Below are 25,115 nucleotides of genomic sequence, written 5' to 3' on the forward strand. Positions count from 1 at the left end.
TTATTGGGCCAGGCCACGTTCCAGCCAGCGCTTGCTGGAGAAACTCACCAACGCATCGAGCGCCAGGGCCAGCAACGCCGTACAGGCGGCGCCGAGCAGCAGCTGCGGCTGGTTGTTCAGGGCGATGCCTGGGAAGATCAGGCTGCCCAGGCTGTTGGCGCCGATCAGGAACGCCAGGGGCGCGGTGCCCACGTTCAAGGCCAGGGCCACGCGCACGCCGCCGACGATGATCGGCACGGCGTTGGGTAGCTCTACCTGCCAGAGTTGCTGGCGCGGGGTCATGCCGATGCCGGTGGCGGCTTCCTTGAGCGAGGCGGGGACGTTTTTCAGGCCCTCGTAGGTGTTGCGCACGATGGGCAGGAGGGAGGCGAGGAACAGTGCGAAGATCGCAGGACCTGCGCCGATGCCCAGGATACTCAGGGCGATGGCCAGAACGGCCAGGGGAGGAATGGTGTTGCCAACGTTGAACAACTGCATGAAGCGCTCGGCCTTGTCGACCCGGTGCGGTCGACTCAAAGCAATGCCGGCGGGGATGCCCACGGCCAGCGCCGCCGCCATCGAAGCCAGCACCAGGACCAGGTGCGCTTGCAGGTAGAACCCAAGATCGTCGCGGTAGCGGGCGATCGTGTCGATGCCGATCCAGTGGATCAGCAGGGCCAGGATGACGAGCACGGCGGCCCATCCCAACAGCCCTTTTCCGTAGCGTGCAGCCACAGGCGGACTCCTTTTTTATAGTCGGCGATCACACCCCCGTGCGGCCAGCCATTCCTGGCGGCGGGCAGCGTGGTCGCGAGTAGCAGCCCGATGCGCGGCATCAGGCCATGAGCCGAACCCCGTCGGGCTCGTGAAGCAGGTGAAACCAGCCCTGAAGCGAAGCGGCTTGCAGGGGAGTGGACGTCTCCGTGGACGTAAAGGTTCCCATCTGGGGCGGCATTTGGCCAGTGTTAATCACTGGTGTTTAGGAAATTTCACGCGAAAATCAAGCGTGAATATTACGTGGAGACGTTGAAGTACCTGCTATCGAGGCATCTTGCAGATGTTCAGAATTTCTTCTCGAATATTCTTGGTATGCGCTTGAGGGGATATTCCCTTGGAGGTATTTTAATGGGGTGGTCTATTGGAATGTGCCGGGAGTTCAATTACGAGCTACAGGTGTTGACCGAGGTGGTACAGGATGAATTGCTGGCGCAGCTTCATCTGCTCAAGCATTTTGGCCCCGCATTGGGGCGTCCGCATGTGGACACGCTGAAAGGCTCGAGGCATTCGAACATGAAAGAGTTGAGGTTCAACGCAGATGGCGGTGTATGGCGAGTCGCATTCGCTTTCGATCGTTCGCGCTCTGCGTTGTTGCTCGTTGCGGGGGACAAGGCTGGTATCAATGAGCGTAGATTTTATGGAAGCCTGATTACCCGTGCCGATGAACGGTTTGATCGACATTTGTCCAGAGGTTGAGAAATGTACAAGACGCTTGAAGACGTGATGAACGAGCTGACGCCTGAGCGCAGGGCAAGAATCGAGGAGCGTGGTCGCGAACTGATTCGTGAGGAAATGACGCTTCAGGCCTTGCGTAAACAACTCGAGATCACCCAGGAAAGCATGGCCGAGCGCCTCGACGTTCGTCAGGGCAATGTTTCCAGGTTCGAGAACCGTAGCGATATGTTGATCTCTACGTTGCGTGACTATCTGGAAGCCATGGGGGGAAGACTGGAGCTGGTCGTTCATCTGCCTGGCCGAGCTCCTATAACCATCGAGGGGCTTGCCGGCGATTCGCTTGTTGATGGTTAACCAATGCGGCAGGGGCGAATTGGGTCGAACCGTTGGGGCTTGTTTTGGCCTGACGCCCGACTTCAGGTATGATATCGCCCCTTTTTGAATCCCCAGTCAGGCGATTTCCCATGACCAACCAGGCCGCCGAAGTCGCGAAGCGCCGCACTTTCGCAATCATTTCCCACCCCGACGCCGGTAAGACCACCATCACCGAGAAGCTCCTGCTGATGGGCAAGGCCATTGCCGTCGCCGGTACCGTGAAGTCGCGCAAGTCCGACCGCCACGCCACCTCCGACTGGATGGAAATGGAGAAGCAGCGCGGCATCTCCATCACCACCTCGGTGATGCAGTTCCCCTACCGCGAGCATATGATCAACCTGCTCGACACCCCCGGCCACGAAGACTTCTCGGAAGACACCTATCGCACCCTGACCGCGGTGGACTCGGCGCTGATGGTGCTCGACGGCGGTAAAGGCGTCGAGCCGCGCACCATTGCCCTGATGGACGTGTGCCGCCTGCGCGATACGCCGATCGTCAGCTTCATCAACAAACTCGACCGGGACATCCGCGACCCGATCGAACTGCTCGACGAAATCGAGGCGGTGCTGAAGATCAAGGCCGCGCCGATCACCTGGCCGATCGGTTGCTACCGCGACTTCAAGGGCGTGTATCACCTGGCCGGCGACTACATCATCGTCTACACCCCGGGGCATGGCCACGAGCGCACCGAAGCGAAAATCATCGAGAAGCTCGACTCCGATGAAGCCCGCGCCCACCTGGGTGATGAGTACGACCGCTTCCTCGAACAACTCGAGCTGGTGCAGGGCGCCTGCCACGAGTTCGACCAGGACGCGTTCATCAATGGCCAGCTGACCCCGGTGTTCTTCGGTACCGCATTGGGCAACTTCGGTGTCGACCATGTGCTCGACGCGGTTGTCGACTGGGCGCCGCGCCCGCTGGCCCGGGTCGCCCACGAGCGCACCGTGGAACCGGTGGAAGAGAAATTCACCGGCTTCGTGTTCAAGATCCAGGCGAACATGGACCCGAAACACCGTGACCGTATCGCCTTCATGCGTATCTGCTCGGGCAAGTACGAAAAGGGCATGAAGATGCGCCACGTGCGCACCGGCAAGGACGTGCGCATCGGCGATGCCCTGACCTTCTTCTCCTCCGAGCGCGAGCAGCTGGAGGAGGCCTATGCCGGCGACATCATCGGCCTGCACAACCATGGCACCATCCAGATCGGCGACACCTTCACCGAAGGCGAGGCGCTGGGCTTCACCGGCATCCCGCACTTCGCCCCGGAGCTGTTCCGCCGCGTGCGCCTGAAGGACCCGCTGAAATCCAAGCAGCTGCGCCAGGGCCTGCAGCAGCTGGCCGAAGAGGGCGCGACCCAGGTGTTCTTCCCCGAGCGCAGCAACGACATCATCCTCGGCGCGGTCGGTGTGCTGCAGTTCGACGTGGTCGCCAGCCGCCTGAAGGAAGAGTACAAGGTCGAGTGCGCCTATGAGCCGATCACCGTCTGGTCGGCGCGCTGGATCAGCTGCGACGACAAGAAGAAGCTCGAGGAATTCCAGAACAAGGCCGTGGAGAACCTGGCCATCGACGGCGGTGGTCACCTGACCTACCTGGCCCCGACCCGGGTCAACCTGGCGCTGATGGAAGAGCGCTGGCCGGATGTGAAATTCCGCGCGACTCGCGAGCACCACTAAGAGCAGCTGCAAGCTGCGAGCTTCAAGAAGAGGCGGGCCTGGAAAGGCCCGCCTTTTTCTTGTCGCTTGCAGCTTCAAGCGTGTAACTGACGAATGTCAGTTGCCGGCTTTTATGCTGGTCCAGATCCGCGTTCTGATGCGGTCAATCTTCGCCGGCATCGCTTCCAGCGCGTACAACTTGCCCATCACGTCGTCACTCGGGTAGATCATCGTGTTGCTCTTCAGCACCGGGTCCACCAGCGCATCCGCCTGCTGGTTGCCATTGGCGTACTGCACGAAGTTGCTGATGTTGGCCATCACCTCCGGCTGCAACAGGTAGTTCATGTAGGCATAGCCAGCCTTCTCGTCGGGGGCATCGGCCGGCATGGCCACCATGTCGAACCACATCGGCGCGCCTTCCTTCGGGATCGAGTAGCCCACCTTCACCCCGTTCTTCGCCTCCTCGGCACGGTTCTTCGCCTGCAGTACGTCGCCCGAGAAACCCACCACCAGGCACACGTCGCCATTGGCCAGGTCGCCGGTGTACTTCGAGGAATGGAAGTAGCTGATATACGGGCGCACCTGCATCAGCAACGCCTTGGCCTTGTCGTAGTCCGCCGGGTTCTGGCTGTGGTGGGGCAGGCCCAGGTAGTGCAGGGCGATCGGCAGCAGCTCGGGGCCGTTGTCCAGCACCGCCACGCCGCAACTTTTGAGCTTGGCGAGGTATTCGGGCTTGAAGAACAGGTCCCAAGAGTCGATGGGCGCATTGTCGCCGAGCACCGCCTTGACCTTGTCGATGTTGTAGCCGATGCCGGTGCTGCCCCACAGGTATGGGAAGCCGTACTGGTTGCCCGGGTCGTTGACCTCCAGGGCCTTGAGCAACACCGGGTTGAGGTTCTTCCAGTTGGGCAGCTGCGACTTGTCCAGCCGCTTCAGGGCTTTGCCCTGGATCTGCCGGGCCATGAAGTGGTTGGAGGGGAACACCACGTCGTAGCCGGAGTTGCCGGTCATCAGCTTGCCGTCGAGGGTCTCGTTGCTGTCGAACACGTCGTAGGTGGGATTGATACCGGTGGTTTGCTGGAAGTGCTTCAGCGTGTCCGGGGCGATGTAGCTCGACCAGTTGTAGATCTTCACCGAGTCGGCGGCACTGGCCATGCCGGCGGCCAGCATCAGGGGAGCGAGAAGGAGGGTGCGCATGTCGGGGTTACCTTGCTTTGTCTGTTGTTATCGAAGGCAGGCGATCAGCGGATCAGAAAATGAGGACGTAGGTCTTGCGCACGGTCTCCTGGATATCCCAGGTGCCGAGGCTGTTGGCCGGTAGCATCAGGGCGTCTCCGGCTTCTATGACCAGGGGCTCGCCACCGTCGGGAGTGAAGGTGCAGCGGCCCTTGATGAAATGGCAGAACTCCTGCTGCACGATCTGCCGCCGCCAGCGCCCCGGGGTGCATTCCCAGATGCCGGTCTCGACGCCGTCGCTGCGCTCGACGCAGGTGACCGAGGTGACTGCGACCGGCTCGCCAAGGGGCACGGCGACTGGAGTGCTGCTGTCCAGGATGACGCTGTCGGTGTGTTTGAACTGGGTGATGCTCATGACCGGTGGATCCTGTGTGGTGGTGAGGGGAAGTCAGTGCATGAAGCCTTCCATGAAATCGGCCAACCCACTGGCCAGGCGCCGCCGCCAGGGGGCGCTGGCCGGGTTGGCGAGGGTCCGGTCCTCGTGGACGAAACTCTGGATGATCGCGTTGTAGCCCAGCCAGCGGCACGGCTCGGGTGGCCAGCTGGCCAGGCTCGACAGCGGGCGGTTGTCGTGCACCCAGGGCTGCGCGGTCAGTTCGTTGTGTTGGCCGAGGATCAGCGCGGCCAGGGTGCGTCCACCGAGGTTGGTGGCGCCGACACCCTCGCCGCCATAGCCGCCGGCCAGGGCGATACCGCGCTGGCGGTCGCAGAGCATGTGTGGGCGGAAACGCCGGGCCATGCCGAGGTTGCCGCCCCAGGAGTGGGTGATGCGTACGTGCTTGAGCTGTGGGAACAGTTCGCCGAACAGGTAGCGGCGCAGCTCCACCTCGTCGGTGGTCAGGGTGAAGTCCTCGCGCAGGCGTCCACCGAAGCGGTAGCCGCCGCGGGCACCGAACACCAGGCGGTTGTCAGCGCTGCGCTGGCCATAGGTGACCTGGCGGCTGTTTTCGCTGAAGGCCTGGCCCTGGCCCAGGCCGATCTGCTCCCAGATCGACTCCGGCAGCGGCTCGGTGGCCACCAGCAGGCTCTGTACCGGCAGTTGGTGCCGCCCGAGCGGTGGCAGGCTGGCGGCGTAGCCTTCCACGGCCGGCACCACCCAGTGGCTGCGGATACGTGCCAACGGGGTGCGCACTTCGCCGGTCTGCCAGTCTATGGCTGGCGTGTTCTCGTAGATCGGCACGCCCATGGCCTCGACCGTCCGTGCCAGGCCACGCACCAGCCTGGCCGGTTGAATCGTGGCGACGTGCGGGCTGTAGAGGGCGCCGTAGGGGTTGCTTACCTTCAGCTGGGCATCCAGTTGTTCGGGGCGCAGCCAGCGGTAATCGTCTTCATTCATGCCCTGGCGGTAGAGGTCGTCGAGCCAGGCGCGCAGGCTGCGTTCCTGTTCCGGGTAGCGGGCGGCGCAGTAGAGCACTCCGCCTTTGCGGTAGTCGCAGGCGATGCCTTCGCGCAGGAGCACGTCGTGGACTTCGTCGGGGATGCCGTGCAGCAGGTCGATGCTTTCACGCCGTTGCTGCGGCGAGAGCGTGGCCAGCAGGCGGTCCTCGCCCAGCAGGTTGCCCATCAGCCAGCCGCCATTGCGTCCGGAGGCGCCGAAGCCGGCGATGTTGGCCTCGATCACCGCGATGTTCAGCTGCGGCGCCTGGCGCCTGAGGTAGTAGGCCGTCCACAGCCCCGTATAGCCGGCACCGATGATGCACACGTCGAGGTCCAGGTCCTGGCGCAGGGCCGGGCGCGCGCACAACGGCTCGTCGAGCTGGTCCATCCACAGGCTGATCGTGCGCAAAGGTTGCATCGGGTCGTGCTCCACATCCACTGAGGGTCTGTGGCGATCCTAGTGAAGCGTGGCGTGGGCTGTCTTACGTGCGTGCACGCAGGGAAATTTGCTTGAGGTAAGCCTTGGGCGACAGGCCGGTATGTTCGCGAAAGCACTTGTAGAACGCCGACAGCGAATTGAAGCCGGCGTTGAACGCCAGGTCATCGACGGGCGCCGCGACGCAGCTATTGTCCAGGCTGCTCATCAGGTGTTGCAGGCGTGCCTGGTTGACGTAGCGGTAGAAGCTCTGGCCAAGCACCTGGTTGAGCAGGTAGGAAATCTGGTTGCGGCTGTAGCCGCTTTCGTCGGCGACCCGCTGCAGGTCCAGCTCGGGGTCCAGGTACGGGCGCTGGGCCTGGAAATAATGCTCCAGGTCCTGGGCCATGGTCGACAGCTGGCGGGGAGACAGGCCGAGCCGACTGGTGGCTGGGCGTGGCCCGCTGGAGCGCAGACCCTTGCTGTTGCCATGGACCAGCGTTGCGTACTCGTTGACCCGCCAGATCAGCCCGTCCAGCACCGTGATCGCCTCGCTGGACTGGAACGCCACCAGCCCGTCGCCACCCTGCACGGTGACCTGGTACTGGATGAATGCGGTGCAGCCATCTACGCGGATGCGGTCGTTGTGGACGATGTCTTCACCGGCCTCATGGGGCAGGCTGGCGCGCACGTAGTCGCGCAGCTCGTCGAAACCGAGCACGCGGTTCTGGAAGAAGTCGTGGTACTGGATATCCGGGTGGTACAAGGCCATTACCCCGTCCAGGTCGCGATGCTTCCAGCACAGGTGGTAGCGCATGACGGTGGTGGCGGTGAGCGTGTTCTGCCCAGGGCCGTCGGGAAGGGGAGTGGCGATCATGGGCTTGATAGTGCATTGCAGAAAACCCAGGCGCAAGGGCGTGGATCCTGCATTTTGCATGGTTTGATCAAGTCGCCTGAGCGCCAACCTATTGATTCACATGAGTGTAATTTTTTGATACAGCTGGCATGTGCGCTGCAAGGATCTTGTTGCCCTCGAAAAAGGAGAAAGGTCATGCGCTCGATACTACTGTGGATGATTGGCGTGCCGATTCCGGTGATCATCCTGATCTGGTTCTTCATGCACTGAGAGAAAGCCATTTTTGAAATGGCCGGCTCCTGCAGACGGTCTCATATCTTGCAGGAGTCGGTTTGTTCAAGGTATGGATTCAGCCGGTTTTGCGCTCCCTGCGGGCTTTATCGACCATGCGACGCATTGTGATCAGGCCGATATCCAGTATCGCAGCAACCTCGATAAGTTGAAGGTCGCCTTGCAAAACTTTCTGTACGAGCTGGTGCTTCGATTCATCACGTGATAGTTTTGCCTCTCTGAGAGGCAAACTATCCACCTCCGCGCTTTTGAGCTTGACGCTAACGCGAGAGATTTTATGATCCAGCCCGTTTACGTAGTGTGCCTTGAGTGAGATGAACTCATCTTCATAGTCTTCTTCGAATGTGGTGATTTTGATTGGTTGTGTAAGTGCTTTTTTGATCGTGATAACGGCGTAGTCATCATCGTAATGACCAAAATCTCCACCATCCATGTCCTTGTCTCCAGGGTGATCGTATACCGTGATCTCCGTACCTTCATCGGCTCTATTGATAGTGCAGCTTTCAACAAGGTCGTTGAAATAGCTATCTTTGTTCAGGTAGTAAACGTCAGATTTGGCAAGTGATACGTAGGCTGCGATCCCATCGATATAACCATCGTCATCTCTTTCGAAAACCACGTAGCGTCCTACATCGTCTTGGGGGACATTGCTATTGGCAACTTTAAGTGGCACCGATCCAATCGATTTCTTACTGCCATGATCATTGTCAGACACTGCGAAGATGTTCAGGGAATCTCCCTCGGCTTCGGCAATTAGGTAGGTGCCTTTAAAACTGGCGCCGCTATTCACAATGGGTAGATTTGCAGTTCCTCCTATTCGGCTTGAAATGCCATGGGTATGGCCGACACAAACCAGCGTGACATTGGCTGATTCCAGCAGCGTTCTGATGGCGCCGCTCATGCGATTCTGGTGCATGGATACAATCACAATCTGATTTTTTTCACCTGCGCGCTTCAACTGTTGAGCAAGCCATGCGGTGGAAGGGGTGACGTTGTAGATGTGCTCGTCACCGACAAAGCTGCCGGTTTCAAAGTGTCTTGCATACTCTGGATAATTGTTCAGCTGAATGAAGCGATAGGTTGTACCGGTTACGCTGGGGTCCTTTTTCTCTACTGCATAAGAATAGGAACTGAATGGATACCAGATGTCGCCGGTCCAGCCATCGTAAAAATTGTGACGCCAATCAAAATTGTTGTCGCTGTCATCCGATTCTTTATCGCCTTCGTTCTGATCTTCAGGTAGCCAGGTTTTCGGTTTTGCCTTCGGAAACCATTCCAACATACCACCGGCTGCGCCATTGTCTGCAGTGTCGTTGATATTGTTGTCGTAGCCGTGATTGCCCAGGCCGATCAGGACATTGTCTTTGTCGCCTAAAATGGGGAAAACGTCATCTCTCATCACGGTGAGAAAGCTATCACCAGGACCATTTTTTTTATCGCCATACTCCGTGATGTCTCCGTTTACAAGCACAGGGATGAGTTTGTCTTTGTTAGCGTCTCGATAAGCTTGCATGTCGCTGTAGTTTGCTTGCAAGGCCTCAAGGGCAGCTGCTTTGCTGGCGGCGTCTGTTTTGTACTCTTCCTTGCCATCTACCCAGCGCCTCGGGAACTGTGGGTCAGAGGAGATAATGAAAGCTGACAGACCGCCGTTGGTGTTGATACTGTTCATTTTATATCCCTGTTTTGGCTTACTGGATTGCACCTGTGCCAAAGATTTGCAGGGAAGGGGACAATTGACTACTGATAGAAATGACAGTTTTGCTGTAGGGCTGTCTGTGATAAAAAACCCGCCTAGGCGGGTTTTTATTCAGCTTGCTCCTATAGGAACTGTTCAGCGTAGTGACAGGCTACCTGCCGTGTACTGACTTGCCTCAGTGCCGGCACCTCTTTGGCGCAGCGCTCGGTGGCATACGGGCAGCGCTTGTGGAAGGCACATCCATCCGGCGGATTCAGCGGGTTGGGCAATTCACCGGCAATGCGGATCTTCGGCTTCAGCGGGTCCGGGTGGATCGCCGGGGTGGCCGATAGCAGCGCCTGGGTATACGGGTGCAGCGGCTTGTCGTAGATGTCCTGCTTGGGCCCCATCTCCGCCGGCCGGCCGAGGTACATCACCAGCACCTGGTCCGCCACGTGGCGGACCACCGCCAGGTTGTGGGAGATGAACACGTAGGCGGTGTTGAATTCCTTCTGCAGGTCCATGAACAGGTTCAGCACCTGGGCCTGGATCGACACGTCCAGCGCCGAGGTGGGTTCGTCGGCCACCAGCACCTTGGGTTGCAGCATCATCGCCCGGGCCAGGGCGATGCGCTGGCGCTGGCCGCCGGAGAACATGTGCGGATAACGCTGGTAGTGCTCGGGGCGCAGGCCCACCTGCTCCATCATCTTCTGCACTTTCTCGCGGCGTTCGGCCTTGCTCAGCGAGGTGTTGATCAACAGCGGTTCGGCCAACTGGTCGCCGATCTTCTGCCGCGGGTTGAGCGAGGCGTAGGGGCTCTGGAACACCATCTGCACGTCGCGCCGCAGCTGTTTGCGCTGGTCCTTGCTGGCGCCCTTGACCTCGTGGCCGGCGATCTGCAGCGAACCGGAGGATGGCTCCTCGATCAGGGTCAGGGCACGCGCCAGGGTCGACTTGCCGCAGCCGGATTCACCGACCACGGCCAGGGTCTTGCCGGCCTCCAGTTCGAACGACACGCCGTTGAGCGCCCGCACCAGCGCATGACCCTTGAACAGGCCGCGGGAGACTTCGTAGTGGCGGGTCAGCTCACGAGCGGAAAGTACGACGGCCATCACGCCACCTCCTGGTTCAGCGGATAGAAGCAACGCACCAGGCTGTGGGCCTGGGGATCAAGGGCCGGGCGCTGCCGACGGCAGTTTTCCTGGACGTAGGGGCAGCGTGGCGACAGCAGGCAACCCTGCGGGCGGTCATAGCGCCCTGGGACGATGCCGGGCAGGGTGGCCAGGCGTTCGGCGCCGATGCTGTGCTCGGGAATGGCCGCCAGCAGCGCTTCGCTGTACGGGTGGGCGGGGATGTCGAACAGCTCCGGCACCTGGCCGACTTCGACCGCTTGCCCTGCGTACATCACGCACACGCGCTTGGCGGTTTCGGCGACCACGGCCAGGTCGTGGGTGATCAGGATGAGCGCCATGTTGCGCTCTTTCTGCAGGTTGACCAGCAGCTCCATGATCTGCGCCTGGATGGTCACGTCCAGCGCGGTGGTCGGTTCGTCGGCGATCAGCAGTTTTGGCTCGCCGGCGATGGCCATGGCGATGGCCACGCGCTGGCTCATGCCTCCGGACAGCTGGTGCGGGTAGGCGTCGAGGCGGCTTTCGGCGGCCGGGATCTCGACCTTCTTCAGCAGCTCCAGCGCGCGCTGACGCGCTGCCTTGCCCTTGAGGCCCAGGTGCTGGCGCAGCACTTCCTCGATCTGGTAGCCCACGGTATAGCTGGGGTTGAGCGCGGTCATCGGGTCCTGGAAGACCATGGCGATGTCCTTGCCCACCACCTTGCGGCGCTGGCGGCCGCTGAGCTTGAGCATGCTGGTGCCGGCGAAGTCGAGCACGTCCGCGGTGATGCGCCCGGGGGCTTCGATCAGCCCCATCAGGGCCATCATGGTCACCGACTTGCCCGAGCCCGACTCGCCGACGATGGCGAGGATCTCGCCGGCATCCACGCTCAGGTCGAGGCCGTCCACCACGGGCACGGCATTGGCGTCGCCGAAGCGCACGTTCAGGTTGTTGATCTGCAACAGTGACATGGCGATCTCCTCAGGCGGCGTTCTTGAGTTTCGGGTCCAGCGCGTCGCGCAGGCCGTCGCCCATCAGGTTGATTGCCAGCACACTGAGCAAAATGGTCAGGCCGGGCAGGCTCACCACCCACCAGGCGCGTTCGATGTAGTCGCGGGCCGAGGCCAGCATGGTGCCCCACTCGGGGGTTGGCGGCTGCACGCCGAGGCCGAGGAAGCCCAGGGCCGCAGCGTCGAGGATCGCCGAGGAGAAGCTCAGGGTGGCCTGCACGATCAGCGGCGCCATGCAGTTGGGCAGCACGGTGACGAACATCAGCCGCGGCAGCCCGGCACCGGCCAGGCGCGCGGCGGTGACGTAGTCACGGTTCAGTTCGCCCATCACCGCGGCGCGGGTCAGGCGCACGTAGGACGGCAGCGAGACGATGGCGATGGCGATCACCGTGTTGATCAGGCCTGGGCCGAGGATGGCGACGATGGCCACGGCCAGCAGCAGCGAGGGCAGCGCCAGCATCACGTCCATCAGGCGCATGATCGAGGGGCCGAGGATCTGCGGGAAGAAACCGGCCAGCAGGCCCAGCAGGATACCCGGGATCAGCGACATCACCACCGATGACAGGCCGATCAGCAGCGACAGCCGGGCGCCCTGGATCAGCCGCGAGAGCAGGTCGCGGCCCAGTTCGTCGGTACCGAGGATGAACTGCCAGGTACCGCCTTCGAGCCATACCGGCGGTGTGAGCAGGAAGTCGCGGTATTGCTCGCTGGGGTTGTGCGGCGCCACCCAGGGGGCGAACAGGGCGCAGAACACCACCAGGCACATGAACGCCAGGCCGGCCACCGCGCCCTTGTTGCGCGAGAAGGCCTGCCAGAATTCTTTGTACGGCGAGGGGTAGAGCAAGCTTTGGTCGACCACGCTGGGCGGGGTGACGGATTTTGGAATCGGGCTGGTCATGGCGTAGTCCTCAGCGCTGATGACGGATGCGTGGGTTGGCCAGGCCGTAGAGGATATCCACGACGAAGTTGACCAGGATCACCAGGCAGGCGATCAACAGGATGCCGTTCTGGACCACGGGGTAGTCACGGGCACCGATGGCCTCGATCAGCCATTTGCCGATGCCCGGCCAGGAAAAGATGGTTTCGGTGAGCACGGCGCCGGCCAGCAGTGTGCCGACCTGCAGGCCGAACACGGTCAGCACCGGAATCAGCGCGTTGCGCAGGCCGTGGATGAACACCACCCGTGACGGCGACAGGCCCTTGGCGCGGGCGGTACGGATGTAGTCCTCGCGCAGCACTTCGAGCATCGACGAGCGGGTCATGCGGGCGATCACCGCCAGCGGGATGGTGCCCAGCACGATGGCCGGCAGGATCAGGTGCATAACCGCATCCTTGAACGCGCCTTCCTCGTCGCTGAGCAGGGTGTCGATGAGCATGAAGCCGGTTTTCGGTTCGATGTCATAGAGCAGGTCGATGCGCCCGGAGACCGGCGTCCAGCCCAGGCTCACCGAGAAGAACATGATCAGGATCAGGCCCCACCAGAAGATCGGCATCGAGTAGCCGGCCAGGGAGATGCCCATCACCCCGTGGTCGAACAGCGAGCCGCGCTTGAGCGCGGCGATCACCCCGGCCAGCAGGCCGATGACTCCGGCGAACAGCAGGGCGGCCATGGCCAGCTCCAGGGTGGCCGGGAACAGGGTGAGGAATTCGTTCCATACGCTTTCACGGGTGCGCAGGGATTCGCCCAGATCGCCCTGGGCGAGCTTGCCGACATAGTCCAGGTACTGGGCCGGCAGCGGCTTGTTCAGACCCAGGCGCTCCATGGCCTGGGCATGCATTTCGGGGTCGACCCGGCGTTCGCCCATCATCACTTCGACGGGGTCGCCGGGGATCAGGCGTATGAGCGCGAAGGTCAGCAGGGTGATACCGAAGAAGGTCGGAATCAGCAGACCCAGGCGTCGGGCAATAAAACTCAACATTGTCAGGGGTACCTCATCAGCCGGAAACGGCGCGCCGCCGGGGCCTCTTGCACAAGGTCCGGCGGCTGTTGTTGTTCTACTTCACCTTGGTGGTGGCGAAGTTGTTGTTGGTCAGTGGGTTGATCACATAGCCTTCGACGTTCTCGCGCATGGCGGTGAACATTTTCGGGTGGGCCATGCTGATCCACGGCTGGTCTTCATCGTACACCGCCAAGGCCTCGTTATAGAGCCTGGCGCGTTCGTCGTTGTCGATCACTTCGCGGGCGCGGGTGATCAGGTCCTGGAATTTCTGGTTGCACCAGCGCGCATAGTTCTCGCCGCTTTTCACCGCGTCACAGCTGAGCATCGGCGTGAGGAAGTTGTCCGGGTCGCCGTTGTCGCCGGCCCAGCCCGCCGACACCAGGTCGGCCTCGCCCTTCTTGGCGCGACGCAGCATCTCGGCCCATTCCATCACGCGGATGTCGAGCTTGATGCCGATCTTGGCCAGGTCCGACTGCAGCATTTCGGCGGACAGGCGCGGGTTGGGGTTGGTCGGGCCACCGCCGTTGCGGGTGAACAGGGTGATCACCGTGCCCTCCGGCACGCCGGCTTCCTTGAGTAGGGCGCGGGCCTTGTTCAGGTCGTGGGGTGGGTTCTTGTTGTCGGTGTTGTAGCCGATCATGGTCGGTGGATACGGGTTGACCCCAACCAGGGCGTTGCCCTTGCCGAACAACTGGTCAACGTGGGTCTGGCGGTCGAAGGCCATGTCGATCGCCTTGCGCACGCGCACATCGCTCAGGTATTTGTGCTGGGTGTTCATCGAGATGTAGCCGGTGACCAGCGCCTCGATCTCGGCGACCTTGAGTTTCGGGTCGGTCTTGATCCCCGGCACGTCGTCAGGCTTGGGATACAAGGCGATCTGGCATTCGTTGGCGCGCAGTTTCTGCAGGCGCACGTTACTGTCGGTGGCGATGGCGAAGATCAGCGCGTCGGCGGGCGGCTTGCCACGGAAGTAGTCCGGGTTGGCCTTGTAGCGAACGTTGGCGTCCTTGTTGTAGCGCTGGAACACGAACGGGCCGGTGCCGACCGGCTTGCTGTTGAGGTCGCCGGTCTTGCCGGCCTTGAGCAGCTGGTCGCCGTACTCGGCGGAGTAGATCGAGGTGAAGGCCATGGCCAGGTCGCGCAGGAAAGGCGCTTCCGGGCGGGTCAGGGTGATCACCACGGTGTGATCGTCGGTCTTCTCGACCGACTTGAGCAGGTCCTTGAAGGCCATGCTCTCGAAGTAGGGGTAGCCGACGCTGGTCTTGTCGTGCCACGGATGGTCTTTCTTCAGCTGGCGGTTCAGGCTCCACAGCACGTCATCGGCATTGAAGTCGCGGGTGGGCTTGAAGTAGTCGGTGGTGTGGAACTTGACGCCTTCGCGCAGGTGGAAGGTGTAGACCAGGCCGTCGGGGCTGACGTCCCAACTGGTGGCCAGGGCCGGCTGGATCTCGGTGGTGCCGGGCTTGAAGTCGACCAGGCGGTTGAAGATGGCCTCGGCCGTGGCGTCGGCGGTGACGGCGGTGGTGTACTGGACGATGTCGAAGCCTTCCGGGCTGGCTTCGGTGCACACCACCAGCGGCTTGGCCGCCAGATTCGATGCGGCGCCCAGGATGACGGCTGCCAGGGCAGCGCGTAGCGGTAGCGATTTCATGGAACCTCCCTGCAGTGCTAGTTCCAGCGTAGCCGCCACGGCCCGTGGGGAGGCGGGCCGTGGCGCCAACGGTCAGAGGATGTTGAACGGAATGGTGGTGACGACACGGAACTCGTCGAGACTGCCGTCGCTCTGCGCCTTGCTGGCACGGTGGGCGGTATAGGTGGCGCGGATGGTGGTGTCCTTCAGCATGCCGCTCTGCACCGCGTAGCTGGTGCCGATGCCCCACTCGTAGTGGTTCTCGCCGTCCTGGCCCCGGACGTCATAGGCGGTGCCCTTGTAGTGGGTACCGTCGATATCCCAGCCGCGGGCGTTGTAGACGTTGAACTTCAGGCCTGGCACGCCATAGGGCGCCATGTTCAGCACATAGCTGATCTGCAGCGATTTCTCGTTCGGGCCGTTGAAGTCCGACAGCAGGGAGTTGGCCAGGTAGATGCCGTTGGTCTCATGCAGGTAGTCGAAGTACTCGTTGCCGTTGACCTGCTGCCAGGAGGCGGTGAGGGTGTGGGCCTGGTGGGTCAGTCCGAACGACAGGCTGTAGGTGTCGTTGTCGATCTCGCCCATCTTCTTGCTGCCTTCGTCCACGGTCTTGTAGTAGTTCAGACCGGTGGTCAGGCTCAGCACCGCGCTGTCGCCCAGCACGTGGTTGGCGCCGAAGTAGTACTGGTTCCAGAAGTCGTCGACCTTGGTCGCGTAGAGGCTGGTGGTCAGGCTCTTGAGCGGCTGGTAGTTGATGCCGACGGTGCTGGCTCGGTCGGTCTCGACCCCGGCGGCGCCGTATTCGCTGCGGAACTTGCTCAGGCTCTGCTCGGTACGTGGCGAGACGCGGTCGAAGGTACCCACGTCGAACGACAGGTTCTCGAACTCGGCGCTGTGCAGGAACGCGCCCTGGAAGCTCGATGGCAAGGCCCGGTTACCGATGTAGGCGATCATCGGCGTGTCGACCGACTGGCGACCGACGGTCAGCGTGGTGTTGGAGATGCGCGCCTTGACGTTGCCCAGGCCCATCTTGCTCCACTGGCCGATCGGGTCGCCGTCGCTGTGGGTCAGGGTACGGTTGTTCGGGCCGGCCACGGCGGCGCGGCCCTGCTCGAGGGCGATGGCATTGTAGGCGGCGGCCTCCACCGCAAAGCCGACGGTGCCTTCGGTGAAGCCCGAGCTGTAGTTGAGGATGGTGCCCTGCACCCAGTTGTCACGGCTGTGGGTGTCGTGGCGGGTGCCGTCGCCCTTGGTGTATTTCCACAGCGGCGCGCGGGTGGCGCGTTCGCGGGCATACCAGTTGCGGGTGCTGCCGGACAGGCTCTGGCCATCGATGAAGCCTTTGGCTTCGGCCTGTTCGCTGCTGGACTTGAGCGCGAACGGCACGAAGTCCTGGCTTGCGGGTTCGGCCTGGGCGAGGGCGCAGAAGGCGCCGACGGACAAGGCCAGTGCGGTGGTTGTGGTACGAATCAACATGAAAGCTCCCTGATATTTTTCTAGTTATCACCCGGCCTTGTGAGCCGGGCTTGTCACGGTGACGCGGTACTGCAGTGTCTGCCTGGGGGTTGCCAGGCAAATCCGGGCTGCACGCTGGCGCGGGAGTGGGTCGCACTCCCGTCCGGGCGTTGCAGGGTCAATCGATGCTGACGCCGGAGAAAACGTTGCGTCCGAAGGGGCTGACCTTGAAGTCTTTCACGCTGATGCTCAGCGGCTGGTTGACCGTGGAGTGCGCGACCGGGGTGATCGGCACCTGTTGCTTGAGACGTTGCTGGGCTTGTTCGTAGAGGCTGGTGCGCTGGTCGCGGTCGGTGACCTGCTTGGCTTTTTTCACCAGCGCGTCGTATTGCGAATCGCACCACAAGGAGTAGTTGTTGCTGCCGATGGCGTCGCAGCTGAACAGGGTGCCGAGCCAGTTGTCCGGGTCACCGTTGTCGCCGGTCCAGCCGATCAGGGCGATGTCATGCTCGCCGTTCTTCATGCGCTTGAGGTATTCACCCCATTCGTAGCTGACGATGCGCACCTTGAAACCGAGCTTGCTCCAGTCGGACTGGAGCATTTCGGCCATCAACTTGGCGTTGGGGTTGTAGGGGCGCTGTACCGGCATGGCCCACAGGGTGATCTCGGTGCCATCCTTGACCCCGGCCTGCTTGAGCAGCTGCTTGGCTTTTTCCGGGTCGAAGGGGGCGTCCTTGATCGATTTGTCGTAGGACCACTGGGTTGGCGGCATGGCGTTGACGGCGGTCTGACCGGCATCCTGGTAGACCGCCTGGATGATCGCCTGCTTGTTCACCGCCATGTCCATGGCCTGGCGCACTTCCAGTCGGTCGAAGGGTGGGTGCTGGGTGTTGTAGGCGATGTAGCCAAGGTTGAAACCGGGTTGCGTCATTACCTGCAGCTTGCCGTCTTCCTTGAGCGCGGGCAGGTCGGCCGGGCGTGGATGCAGGGTGATCTGGCATTCGTTGCGGCGCAGCTTCTGGATGCGCACCGACGGGTCGACGTTGATCGAGAACACCAGGTTGTCGATCTTCACCCGGTCAGGTGCCCAGTAGTCCTTGTTGCCCTTGAAGCGGATCTGCGAATCCTTCTGGTAGCGCTGGAACACGAACGGGCCGGTGCCGATCGGCTTCTGGTTGATATCGCTGGCCTTGCCGCTGGCCAGCAGGTGGTCGGCGTACTCGGCGGAGAGAATCGAGGCGAAGGCCATGGCGATGTTTTGCAGGAACGCGGCGTCGACCTTGTTGAGGGTGAAGGCCACGGTCAGCGGGTCGGTCTTCTCGACCTTGGCGATGTTCTTGTCCAGCCCCATGCTGATGAAGTACGGGAATTCGGTGGGGTAGGCCTTGCGGAAGGGGTGGTCCTTGTCGAGCATGCGGTTGAAGGTGAACAGCACGTCGTCGGCGTTGAAGTCGCGGCTGGGCTTGAAGTCCTTGTTGCCATGGAACTTCACCCCGGGGCGCAGGTGGAAGGTGTACTTCAGGCCGTCCTCGGACACCTGCCAGTCGGTGGCCAGGCCCGGCTGCACGGCGGTGCCGCCACGCTCGAACTCGACCAGGCGGTTGTAGATCGGTTCGGCGGCGTCGTTGTCGGTGGCCGCGGTGTACTGGGCGGTGTCGAAGCCCGCCGGGCTGCCCTCGGAGCAGAACACCAGGTTGTTGGCGAGGCTCGCGGGAGCCTGGCTCAACAGGCCGAGGGCAAGCAGGGTGGAGCTCAGTGTGGTCAGGCGCATGGCAGATCCTTTGTCCGTCTTTTCAGGCCGCGACAGGCAAAACGCGGCTGCTGCATCCCGGTCCTGACGATAGGCGCGCCAGAATGCGGGAACCAGGGTTCGCTACTGATTTGGGTGCGGGAGCGTTCCGGCGAGCGCTAGGGAATTGCCCTACGTATCGCCCGATCATGTCACCGCCCCGCCGGCAAATGCCGGCGGGGCGGTCACGACCGTTACTTGTCCACGCTGACCCCGTAGAAGGAGTTCAGGCCGAACGGGCTGATCTTGAAGTCCTTCACTTTCGCGCTCATGGGCTGATACACGGTGGAGTGGGCGATGGGGGTGATCGGCACCTGCTCCTTGAGGATATGTTGCGCCTGCTTGTACAGCTCGGTGCGCTTGGCCTGGTCCGAGGTCGCCTTGGCTTGCTTGATCAGGTCGTCGTAGGGCTTGTAGCACCACTTGGAGAAGTTGTTGCCATCCATGGCATCACAGCCATAGAGCGTGCCCAGCCAGTTGTCCGGGTCACCATTGTCGCCGCTCCAGCCGATCAGCATGGCGCCCTGCTCGCCGCCCTTGGAACGCTTGATGTACTCGCCCCATTCGTAGCTGACGATCTTGGCCTTGATGCCGATCTTGGCCCAGTCGGACTGGAGCATCTCGGCCATCAGCTTGGCGTTGGGGTTGTAGGGGCGCTGCACCGGCATGGCCCACAGGGTGATCTCGGTACCCTCCTTGATGCCGGCTTCCTTGAGCAGTTGCTTGGCCTTCTCTGGGTCGTACGCGGCGTCCTTGATGGTGTCGTCATAGGACCATTGGGTCGGCGGCATGGCGTTGACCGCTAGCTGGCCGGCACCCTGATACACCGATTCGATGATCTGCTGCTTGTTGACCGCCATGTCCAGGGCTTGGCGGACCTTGAGTTGGGACAGGGGGTTCGCTTCGTTGCTGCCCTTGACCTTGTCCATCACGTTGTAGGCGATGTAGCCGAGGTTGAAGCCGGCCTGGTCGGGCATCTGCAGCTTCTTGTCTTCCTGCAGCGGCTTGATATCGGCCGGCCGCGGGAACAGCGTCACCTGGCACTCGTTCTTCTTGAGTTTCTGCATGCGCACCGAGGCGTCGGTGCTGATGGCGAAGATCAGGTTGTCGATCTTCACTTCTTCAGGATTCCAGTAGCTCTTGTTGCCAGTGAAGCGAATGTTCGAGTCTTTCTGGTAGCTCTTGAACACGAACGGCCCGGTGCCGATCGGCTTCTGGTTGATGTCGGCGGGCTTGCCCTGCTTGAGCAACTGGTCGGCGTATTCGGCTGACTGGATCGAGGCGAAGTGCATGGCCATGTTCTGGATGAACGCGGCGTCGACCTGGGCGAGGGTGAACTTCACCGTGTGGTCGTCGAGTTTTTCCACCTTGGCGATGTTCTTGTCCATGCCCATGTCGGTGAAGTACGGGAACTCGGTGGGGTAGGCCTTGCGGAAGGGCTGGTCCTTGTCGAGCATGCGGTTGAAGGTGAACAGCACGTCGTCGGCGTTGAAGTCGCGGGTCGGCTTGAAGTAATCGGTGGTATGGAACTTGACGCCTTCACGCAGGTGGAAGGTGTAGGTCTTGCCGTCATCGGAGACGTCCCAGCTGGTGGCCAGGCCCGGAATGACCTTGGTGCCGCCGCGTTCGAATTGCGTCAGGCGGTTGAAGATGGTCTCGGCGGAGGCGTCAAAGTCGGTTCCGGTAGTGTATTGCCCCGGGTCGAACCCGGCCGGGCTGCCTTCGGAGCAGAACACCAGGTTGGATGCGGCGAGGGCGGAGGGAGCGCCGGCTAGCAAGCCTGCACCTACCAGGAACGGAATGACTGCGTGTTTGAGCATGGTGGCCTCATTGTTGTCATTTTTCGAATTGAGGCGGCCTCGTGAGCCGACCTGCGGATACTTATGCAGGGGGTATTCCCAATGCAACACTCAGCAGGATGGTTGACGGCAAAAACGTGGTACGGACGTACATGGATGTCGCATCCATATAACTTTGGCGAATGTTGATCGTTTGCGAGGGGGAAAAGGGCGAAAATTTCAGGATATTTCGCACTTTATGTGACAAGCAGACGCACCCGTTTGGTGCGTAGGAAAGGTCTGAAACTGCTGTCAGAGACGGTTTTGGCCGCCTCTGACATCCGGTTGAGTGAGTCAGGGCACCAGGACTTCGATCAGGCCATCGGCACTCATGCTCACTTCGCTGGTTCCGGCTTCGATATCCGGCGCCGGCGCGGATTCATCGGCGGCGCCCTTGGCCATCATCGCCATTGGCGCGTTACGCAGGTAAGGGCGTGGGTAACCGCTGCTGTTGAGGTTCAGGCTGACCACCTTGTAGCCTTTGCCGCCCAGGGCATCGGTGGCCAGTTGGGCACGCGCCTTGAAGGCGGCGACGGCATCCTTGAGCAACTCGTCTTCATTGGACTTGCGTGTGGCCGGGGCAATGGAGAAGTCCATGCCGCCCATCTTCAGGTCTTGCAGCAGGTCACCGGTGAGCTTGGACAGGGCCGGGAAGTCGGCGCTTTCCAGGCGCAGTTCGGCGCGCTCGCGCCAGCCGGTGATCTTCTGGCCCTTGGTGTCGTAGATCGGGTAGCTGTTGCGGCTGCCCTGGCTGATCTTCACGTCCTTGACCTGGCGGGCCTGCTGCACGGCCTTGTTCATGGTTTCGGTGATCTCCTTGGCCAGCTTGCCCGGGTCGGTGTTCTGCGCTTCGCTGTACAGCGTCACGACCATCAGGTCACGCGCCACTTCCTTGCTGACTTCGGCACGCAGCGACACCTGGTTGTAGCGTGGCTCGTCGGCCGCCAGGGCCGGCAGGCTGGCGAGCATGCCGCAGGACAGGGCAACGGCGGCGGCGCCGCGACGGGTAATGTGCATGTGGAACTCCTTGGCAGGGTAAGGCGTGGGTGAGCAGATCCGTTCCACGCATGGCCGATCAGACCGGTGACAGCGTAGAGGGTTCAAAAGTGCCATCATGAATCTATGACAAAGTGTGGCGCTTTGCCGCATCGCTGCAGTGGAGCGCCCGGCTTCGGTATACTCCAGTCGATTTTCCTGGAGCACTCAATTGGGAGAGCTCATGCTCGCCGTCGCACATCCGTTGTCCGCCACACGCCAGAACCTCTGGCGCCTGACCTTCATCCGCATCCTCGTCCTGGCGGCCCAGGCCGGCTCGGTAGGCGTGGCCTACTGGACCGAGCTGCTGCCGCTGCCGTGGTTCTCGCTGGCAGTCACGCTGGCCCTGTCGTCGCTCCTGTGCGCGTTCACCGCACTGCGCCTGCGCCTGTCGCTGCCGGTGACCGAACTCGAGTACGCCCTGCAGCTGGCCTGCGACCTGCTGATCCACAGTGCCCTGCTTTATTACTCGGGCGGTTCGACCAACCCCTTCGTCTCCTATTACCTGGTGCCGTTGGCCATCGCTGCGGTCACCCTGCCGTGGATCTACTCGTTGGTGCTCTCGGGCATCGCCCTGGTCGCCTACAGCCTGTTGCTGGTGCAGTACTACCCGCTGGAAACGCTGCCGCTGGCGCGCGACACCATGCAGGTCTACGGCATGTGGCTGAGCATCGCCCTGGCCGCCGGGGTGATCACCTTCTTCGCCGCGCGCATGGCCGAGGAGTTGCGCCGTCAGGAGAACCTGCGTGCCGAGCGCCGGGAAGAAAGCCTGCGCGACGAGCAGTTGCTGGCCGTGGCCACCCAGGCCGCCGGTGCTGCCCACGAACTGGGCACACCGCTGGCGACCATGAGCGTGCTGCTCAACGAAATGCGCCAGGACCACGCCGACCCGCTGTTGCAGGAAGACCTGCAGATCCTTCAGGACCAGGTCAAGCTGTGCAAGGAAACCTTGCAGCAACTGGTGCGCGCTGCCGAGGCCAACCGGCGCCTGGCGATCGTCGAGCAGGATGTCACCGCCTGGCTCGACGAGGCGCTCAACCGCTGGCACCTGATGCGCCCGGAAGCCAGCTACCGCTTCCAGCGCCTGCGCGACGGCGTGGTGCCGCGGCTGACGCCGCCGCCGGACCTGACCCAGGCCCTGCTGAACCTGTTGAACAATGCCGCCGATGCCTGCCCGGACGACCTGGAGGTGCGCCTGGATTGGGACGCCCAGGACATCGTCATCAGCATCCGCGACCATGGCCCCGGCGTGCCGCCGGCCATCGCCGAAGCGATCGGCAAACCTTTCATTACCACCAAGGGCAAAGGCTTCGGCCTGGGCCTGTTCTTGAGCAAGGCCAGCGTGACGCGTGCGGGCGGTTCGGTGAAACTCTATAGTCATGAGCAGGGTGGCACCCTGACCGAATTGCGCCTGCCCCATGGCAAGCGAGGAGATGCATGATGAGCGAAGAAAACCAGGTCGAAGGCGAAGAGCTGCCGCACCTGCTGCTGGTGGATGACGACGCCACCTTCACCCGGGTGATGGCCCGGGCGATGTCGCGTCGTGGGTTCCGTGTGAGCACCGCGGGTTCCGCCGAGGAAGGCTTGAAACTGGCCGAGCAGGACCTGCCCGACTACGCCACGCTGGACCTGAAGATGGAGGGCGACTCGGGCCTGGTGCTGTTGCCCAAGCTGCTGGAGCTGGACCCGGAGATGCGCGTGGTGATCCTGACCGGTTACTCGAGCATCGCCACGGCGGTCGAGGCAGTCAAGCGCGGGGCCTGCAACTACCTGTGCAAACCGGCCGACGCCGACGATGTGCTGGCGGCGCTGCTCTCGGAGCATACCGACCTGGACACGCTGGTGCCGGAAAACCCGATGTCGGTGGACCGCCTGCAGTGGGAGCACATCCAGCGCGTGCTGGGCGAGCACGAGGGTAATATCTCCGCCACGGCGCGGGCGCTGGGCATGCACCGGCGCACCTTGCAGCGCAAGTTGCAGAAGCGTCCGGTCCGACGCTGAAAAATCGCGGGGCAAGTCGGGTCGCCGCATCGCCGCTCCCACGCAGGTCATGCCCAGGGCTTTCAAGCTCTGGATGACCTTGTGGGAACGGCGATGCGGCGACCCGACTTGCCCCGCGATGGCGTACCACAGCGTTAAGCGGCTTTCCCTCCCGAGCGGTCAACCCGTACCGCCAGCTGTCCTGCCCCCGATGGCGCCTCGAACGCCACCTGGCCCCCTGCCGGCACTTTCGTTCGGCCAATCACCTTGCCATCACGCAGCAACTCCAGCGGCATGCCTTCCATCGACTGGCCCGAAGCCAGCTCCAGCTTGATACTGATTGTCATGGGTGACCTCCTTGTCACGCGTTGCGATCGATATAGAGAGTGGTCTTGCCGTCCAGGCTGGCAATCAGCTCCGGTGAACCTCCGCGGAACTGGCGGAACAGGTTGCGCCCGCGTTGCTTGCCGTCCGCCGGCACCTGCACGCTCGGGTGGAACTGGTCGGTGAGCTCCGCATAGCCGCTCCAAGGGCCAATGTACGACTCGTTGAGCTGGTCGGTGATGCTGAAGGCATAGCGCACCGCGTTGCCCCGTTGCCAGTTCAGGCCATCGGGCTCACGGCGCTCCCAGCCGGTGATCACCGGCGAGGTGGCAGGGGCATCGATGAAACCGGTGGGCTTGTTCGGCTTGTAGTCCTTGAGCAGCAGGTAGGTACTCCAGCCCCACCAGTCGCCGATGCGGTTGCGGTCGTTGAGGTCGTTGACGTCCTTGCGCCGCAGCACGGCCTTGCCGTCCTGGAAGTACAGCGGGGCGAAGTTGCCGGGCACCAGGTCCTGTTCGGCGGCGTGCAGGTCGGGCGCCAGGCGCAGGGCCGAAAAGTCCTTGGCCTGGGGCACGCGGCCCTCGGCGAAAGCCTGGAACACTTCATCGGCCGAGCGCTGCACGGCGCGCGCCACTTGACGACGGTTGGCCACATCGACGCTGTCGAAATAGCGCTTGTCGCCGTAGGCGCGCCATTGCTCGCCCTCGGCATTGCGCACGGCCAGGCCGTACTTGCTGTCCTCGTCGTGCATGAAGCGCGAGATCAGCGAGCCGACGTCGCTCGGCGTGACGGTATCGGCCAAGGCCTTGCGCGGTACCCGCAGGTGGCCGGCGGAGAACAGGTCGGTGAGGAAGTGGTCGGCGAAGGCGTTCATCGCATAGGCCAGTTGCAGGTCGCGTTCGGCGCCGCTGGCGCGGGCTTTCAGCGCCTGTTGCAAGGCCGCGGCGTGGCCGGCCTGGTAGGCCAGCAGCGCCCAGGGGCCGAAGTGGTCCCAGTTGCTGGCGGCCAGCTTCAGGTAGCGGCCCAAGGGGAACAGGTCGGAGGCGAAGCTGCCGCCGCCGGTGATGCGGTTCCAGCGTGCCGACAGGCTGTCGCCCAGTGCGTCATAGGCTTCATGGGGCTGACGGCCGTCCTTGATGGCCTGGTTGGCTGCGCGGATTTCTTCCTGCATGACCGCGAGGATCTGTTCGGCTTCCGCCTTGGCCGCCGGCAGGCGCGCCAGGGAGTCGAACGCCTGGATGAAGCGCTCGACTCGTTCGGCGTCGGTGCCGCCATCGGCAATCGGGCGCTCGGGCACCCCATAGAAGTCGCCGCCCAGGGCGATCACCTGGCCATAGGTCAGGTTCAGGCCGTTGGGCAGCGGCAATGGCGACTGATGGGCGGGGGTGCCGGGTTGGCCTGTCTCGTAACGCAACAGGGTGTTGTCGCCGATAGCGGTGTGTTCTGCGCCTTCGAAGAACAGCTCCGGGCCGCGCTGCGCAGCATTGCCGCCAGCCGACGGTGGCGCAGGGCGGTGATACTTGAGGGTGTGGTGGCCGTGCATGACCAGCACCAGATGGCTGTCGGGGCCGGGTAGGGCGATGCCGTGCTCATCGAACAACTGGTCGAGGTCAGCGACCACCAGCGTGGCCTGGGCTTTGATGGCCGCAGGCGCTGTTTGCATTCCTGACATGATCTGCTCCTTGCAATGTCTGGAT

General features: G+C 62.4%; 22 protein-coding genes. 5 read left to right on the forward strand and 17 right to left on the reverse strand.

Annotation, left to right across the window (positions count from 1 at the left end; translation table 11 throughout):
• A complete protein-coding gene (locus DFS21_RS07875) occupies window positions 1-714 on the reverse strand; it encodes an ABC transporter permease (RefSeq protein ID WP_111532099.1) in 714 nt (237 codons plus the stop codon).
• 282 nt (window positions 715-996) lie between these two features.
• Here DFS21_RS07875 and DFS21_RS07880 point away from each other — a divergent pair, with 282 nt between their 5' ends.
• The 3 genes from DFS21_RS07880 (at window position 997) to DFS21_RS07890 (ending at window position 3,479) form a co-directional block, all read left to right on the forward strand.
• Entirely contained in the window at window positions 997-1,452 is a 456-nt protein-coding gene (locus tag DFS21_RS07880) for a type II toxin-antitoxin system RelE/ParE family toxin (RefSeq protein ID WP_256591271.1), read from the forward strand.
• A gap of 3 nt (window positions 1,453-1,455) precedes the next feature.
• On the forward strand, window positions 1,456-1,785 hold the full coding sequence (locus tag DFS21_RS07885) for an XRE family transcriptional regulator (RefSeq protein WP_102684922.1): 330 nt from the start codon (window positions 1,456-1,458) through the stop codon (window positions 1,783-1,785).
• A 110-nt stretch (window positions 1,786-1,895) separates the two neighbouring features.
• Window positions 1,896-3,479: a peptide chain release factor 3 gene (locus tag DFS21_RS07890; RefSeq protein ID WP_023629783.1), complete on the forward strand. Its 1,584-nt coding sequence runs from the start codon at window positions 1,896-1,898 to the stop codon at window positions 3,477-3,479.
• Window positions 3,480-3,575: 96 nt separating this feature from the next.
• On the opposite strand, the gene DFS21_RS07895 is transcribed toward DFS21_RS07890, so the two are convergent.
• The 14 genes from DFS21_RS07895 to DFS21_RS07960 all read right to left on the reverse strand — a co-directional run bounded on the left by DFS21_RS07895 (window position 3,576) and on the right by DFS21_RS07960 (window position 21,096).
• Window positions 3,576-4,655, reverse strand: a complete 1,080-nt coding sequence (locus DFS21_RS07895) for a polyamine ABC transporter substrate-binding protein (protein WP_111532100.1) — start codon at window positions 4,653-4,655, stop codon at window positions 3,576-3,578.
• A 52-nt stretch (window positions 4,656-4,707) separates the two neighbouring features.
• Complete coding sequence (locus DFS21_RS07900; protein WP_102684919.1) at window positions 4,708-5,049, reverse strand: cupin domain-containing protein; 342 nt, start codon at window positions 5,047-5,049, stop codon at window positions 4,708-4,710.
• A gap of 33 nt (window positions 5,050-5,082) precedes the next feature.
• Window positions 5,083-6,489 (reverse strand): FAD-binding oxidoreductase, encoded by a 1,407-nt coding sequence (locus DFS21_RS07905; protein ID WP_110699914.1) that lies wholly within the window; start codon window positions 6,487-6,489, stop codon window positions 5,083-5,085.
• A 64-nt stretch (window positions 6,490-6,553) separates the two neighbouring features.
• On the reverse strand, window positions 6,554-7,363 hold the full coding sequence (locus tag DFS21_RS07910) for an AraC family transcriptional regulator (protein WP_110700085.1): 810 nt from the start codon (window positions 7,361-7,363) through the stop codon (window positions 6,554-6,556).
• Window positions 7,364-7,691: 328 nt separating this feature from the next.
• Window positions 7,692-9,302, reverse strand: coding sequence for a metallophosphoesterase (locus tag DFS21_RS07915; RefSeq protein WP_110699912.1), 1,611 nt, complete (start codon window positions 9,300-9,302; stop codon window positions 7,692-7,694).
• A 149-nt stretch (window positions 9,303-9,451) separates the two neighbouring features.
• Window positions 9,452-10,420, reverse strand: a complete 969-nt coding sequence (locus DFS21_RS07920) for a peptide ABC transporter ATP-binding protein (protein WP_046854274.1) — start codon at window positions 10,418-10,420, stop codon at window positions 9,452-9,454.
• Window positions 10,420-11,388: an ABC transporter ATP-binding protein gene (locus DFS21_RS07925; RefSeq protein WP_110699910.1), complete on the reverse strand. Its 969-nt coding sequence runs from the start codon at window positions 11,386-11,388 to the stop codon at window positions 10,420-10,422. Before DFS21_RS07925 ends, DFS21_RS07920 begins: the two co-directional genes overlap by 1 nt.
• Window positions 11,389-11,398: 10 nt before the next feature.
• Window positions 11,399-12,325 (reverse strand): ABC transporter permease subunit, encoded by a 927-nt coding sequence (locus DFS21_RS07930; RefSeq protein ID WP_046854276.1) that lies wholly within the window; start codon window positions 12,323-12,325, stop codon window positions 11,399-11,401.
• 10 nt (window positions 12,326-12,335) lie between these two features.
• On the reverse strand, window positions 12,336-13,346 hold the full coding sequence (locus tag DFS21_RS07935) for an ABC transporter permease subunit (RefSeq protein WP_028689623.1): 1,011 nt from the start codon (window positions 13,344-13,346) through the stop codon (window positions 12,336-12,338).
• 76 nt (window positions 13,347-13,422) lie between these two features.
• The gene (locus DFS21_RS07940; protein ID WP_110699908.1) at window positions 13,423-15,018 is read right to left on the reverse strand and encodes an ABC transporter substrate-binding protein; all 1,596 of its coding nucleotides are present in this window, start codon (window positions 15,016-15,018) and stop codon (window positions 13,423-13,425) included.
• A gap of 72 nt (window positions 15,019-15,090) precedes the next feature.
• Window positions 15,091-16,473 carry an OprD family porin gene (locus DFS21_RS07945; protein WP_371918096.1) on the reverse strand — a complete coding sequence of 461 codons (1,383 nt, stop codon included), beginning with the start codon at window positions 16,471-16,473 and terminating at the stop codon, window positions 15,091-15,093.
• Between the two features lie 157 nt (window positions 16,474-16,630).
• Window positions 16,631-18,223 carry an ABC transporter substrate-binding protein gene (locus tag DFS21_RS07950; RefSeq protein WP_111532101.1) on the reverse strand — a complete coding sequence of 531 codons (1,593 nt, stop codon included), beginning with the start codon at window positions 18,221-18,223 and terminating at the stop codon, window positions 16,631-16,633.
• A gap of 212 nt (window positions 18,224-18,435) precedes the next feature.
• Window positions 18,436-20,061 (reverse strand): ABC transporter substrate-binding protein, encoded by a 1,626-nt coding sequence (locus tag DFS21_RS07955; protein WP_110699904.1) that lies wholly within the window; start codon window positions 20,059-20,061, stop codon window positions 18,436-18,438.
• A 312-nt stretch (window positions 20,062-20,373) separates the two neighbouring features.
• Complete coding sequence (locus tag DFS21_RS07960; RefSeq protein WP_110699901.1) at window positions 20,374-21,096, reverse strand: SIMPL domain-containing protein; 723 nt, start codon at window positions 21,094-21,096, stop codon at window positions 20,374-20,376.
• Between the two features lie 202 nt (window positions 21,097-21,298).
• Between DFS21_RS07960 and DFS21_RS07965 the strand changes: the two genes are divergently transcribed.
• Both DFS21_RS07965 and DFS21_RS07970 read left to right on the forward strand, forming a co-directional pair.
• Complete coding sequence (locus tag DFS21_RS07965; protein ID WP_110699899.1) at window positions 21,299-22,555, forward strand: ATP-binding protein; 1,257 nt, start codon at window positions 21,299-21,301, stop codon at window positions 22,553-22,555.
• A complete protein-coding gene (locus DFS21_RS07970) occupies window positions 22,555-23,115 on the forward strand; it encodes a response regulator transcription factor (protein ID WP_023632665.1) in 561 nt (186 codons plus the stop codon). The genes DFS21_RS07965 and DFS21_RS07970 overlap by 1 nt, the downstream gene beginning before the upstream one ends.
• Window positions 23,116-23,249: 134 nt before the next feature.
• Here DFS21_RS07970 and DFS21_RS07975 read toward each other — a convergent pair whose 3' ends face one another.
• Both DFS21_RS07975 and DFS21_RS07980 read right to left on the reverse strand, forming a co-directional pair.
• Complete coding sequence (locus tag DFS21_RS07975; RefSeq protein ID WP_111532102.1) at window positions 23,250-23,441, reverse strand: hypothetical protein; 192 nt, start codon at window positions 23,439-23,441, stop codon at window positions 23,250-23,252.
• Window positions 23,442-23,455: 14 nt separating this feature from the next.
• Entirely contained in the window at window positions 23,456-25,090 is a 1,635-nt protein-coding gene (locus DFS21_RS07980; RefSeq protein WP_110699897.1) for a phospholipase, read from the reverse strand.
• Between the last annotated feature and the right edge of the window lie 25 nt (window positions 25,091-25,115).

The sequence above is a fragment of the Pseudomonas sp. 2848 genome (genome assembly GCF_003253945.1).
Classification (GTDB): Bacteria; Pseudomonadota; Gammaproteobacteria; order Pseudomonadales; family Pseudomonadaceae; genus Aquipseudomonas.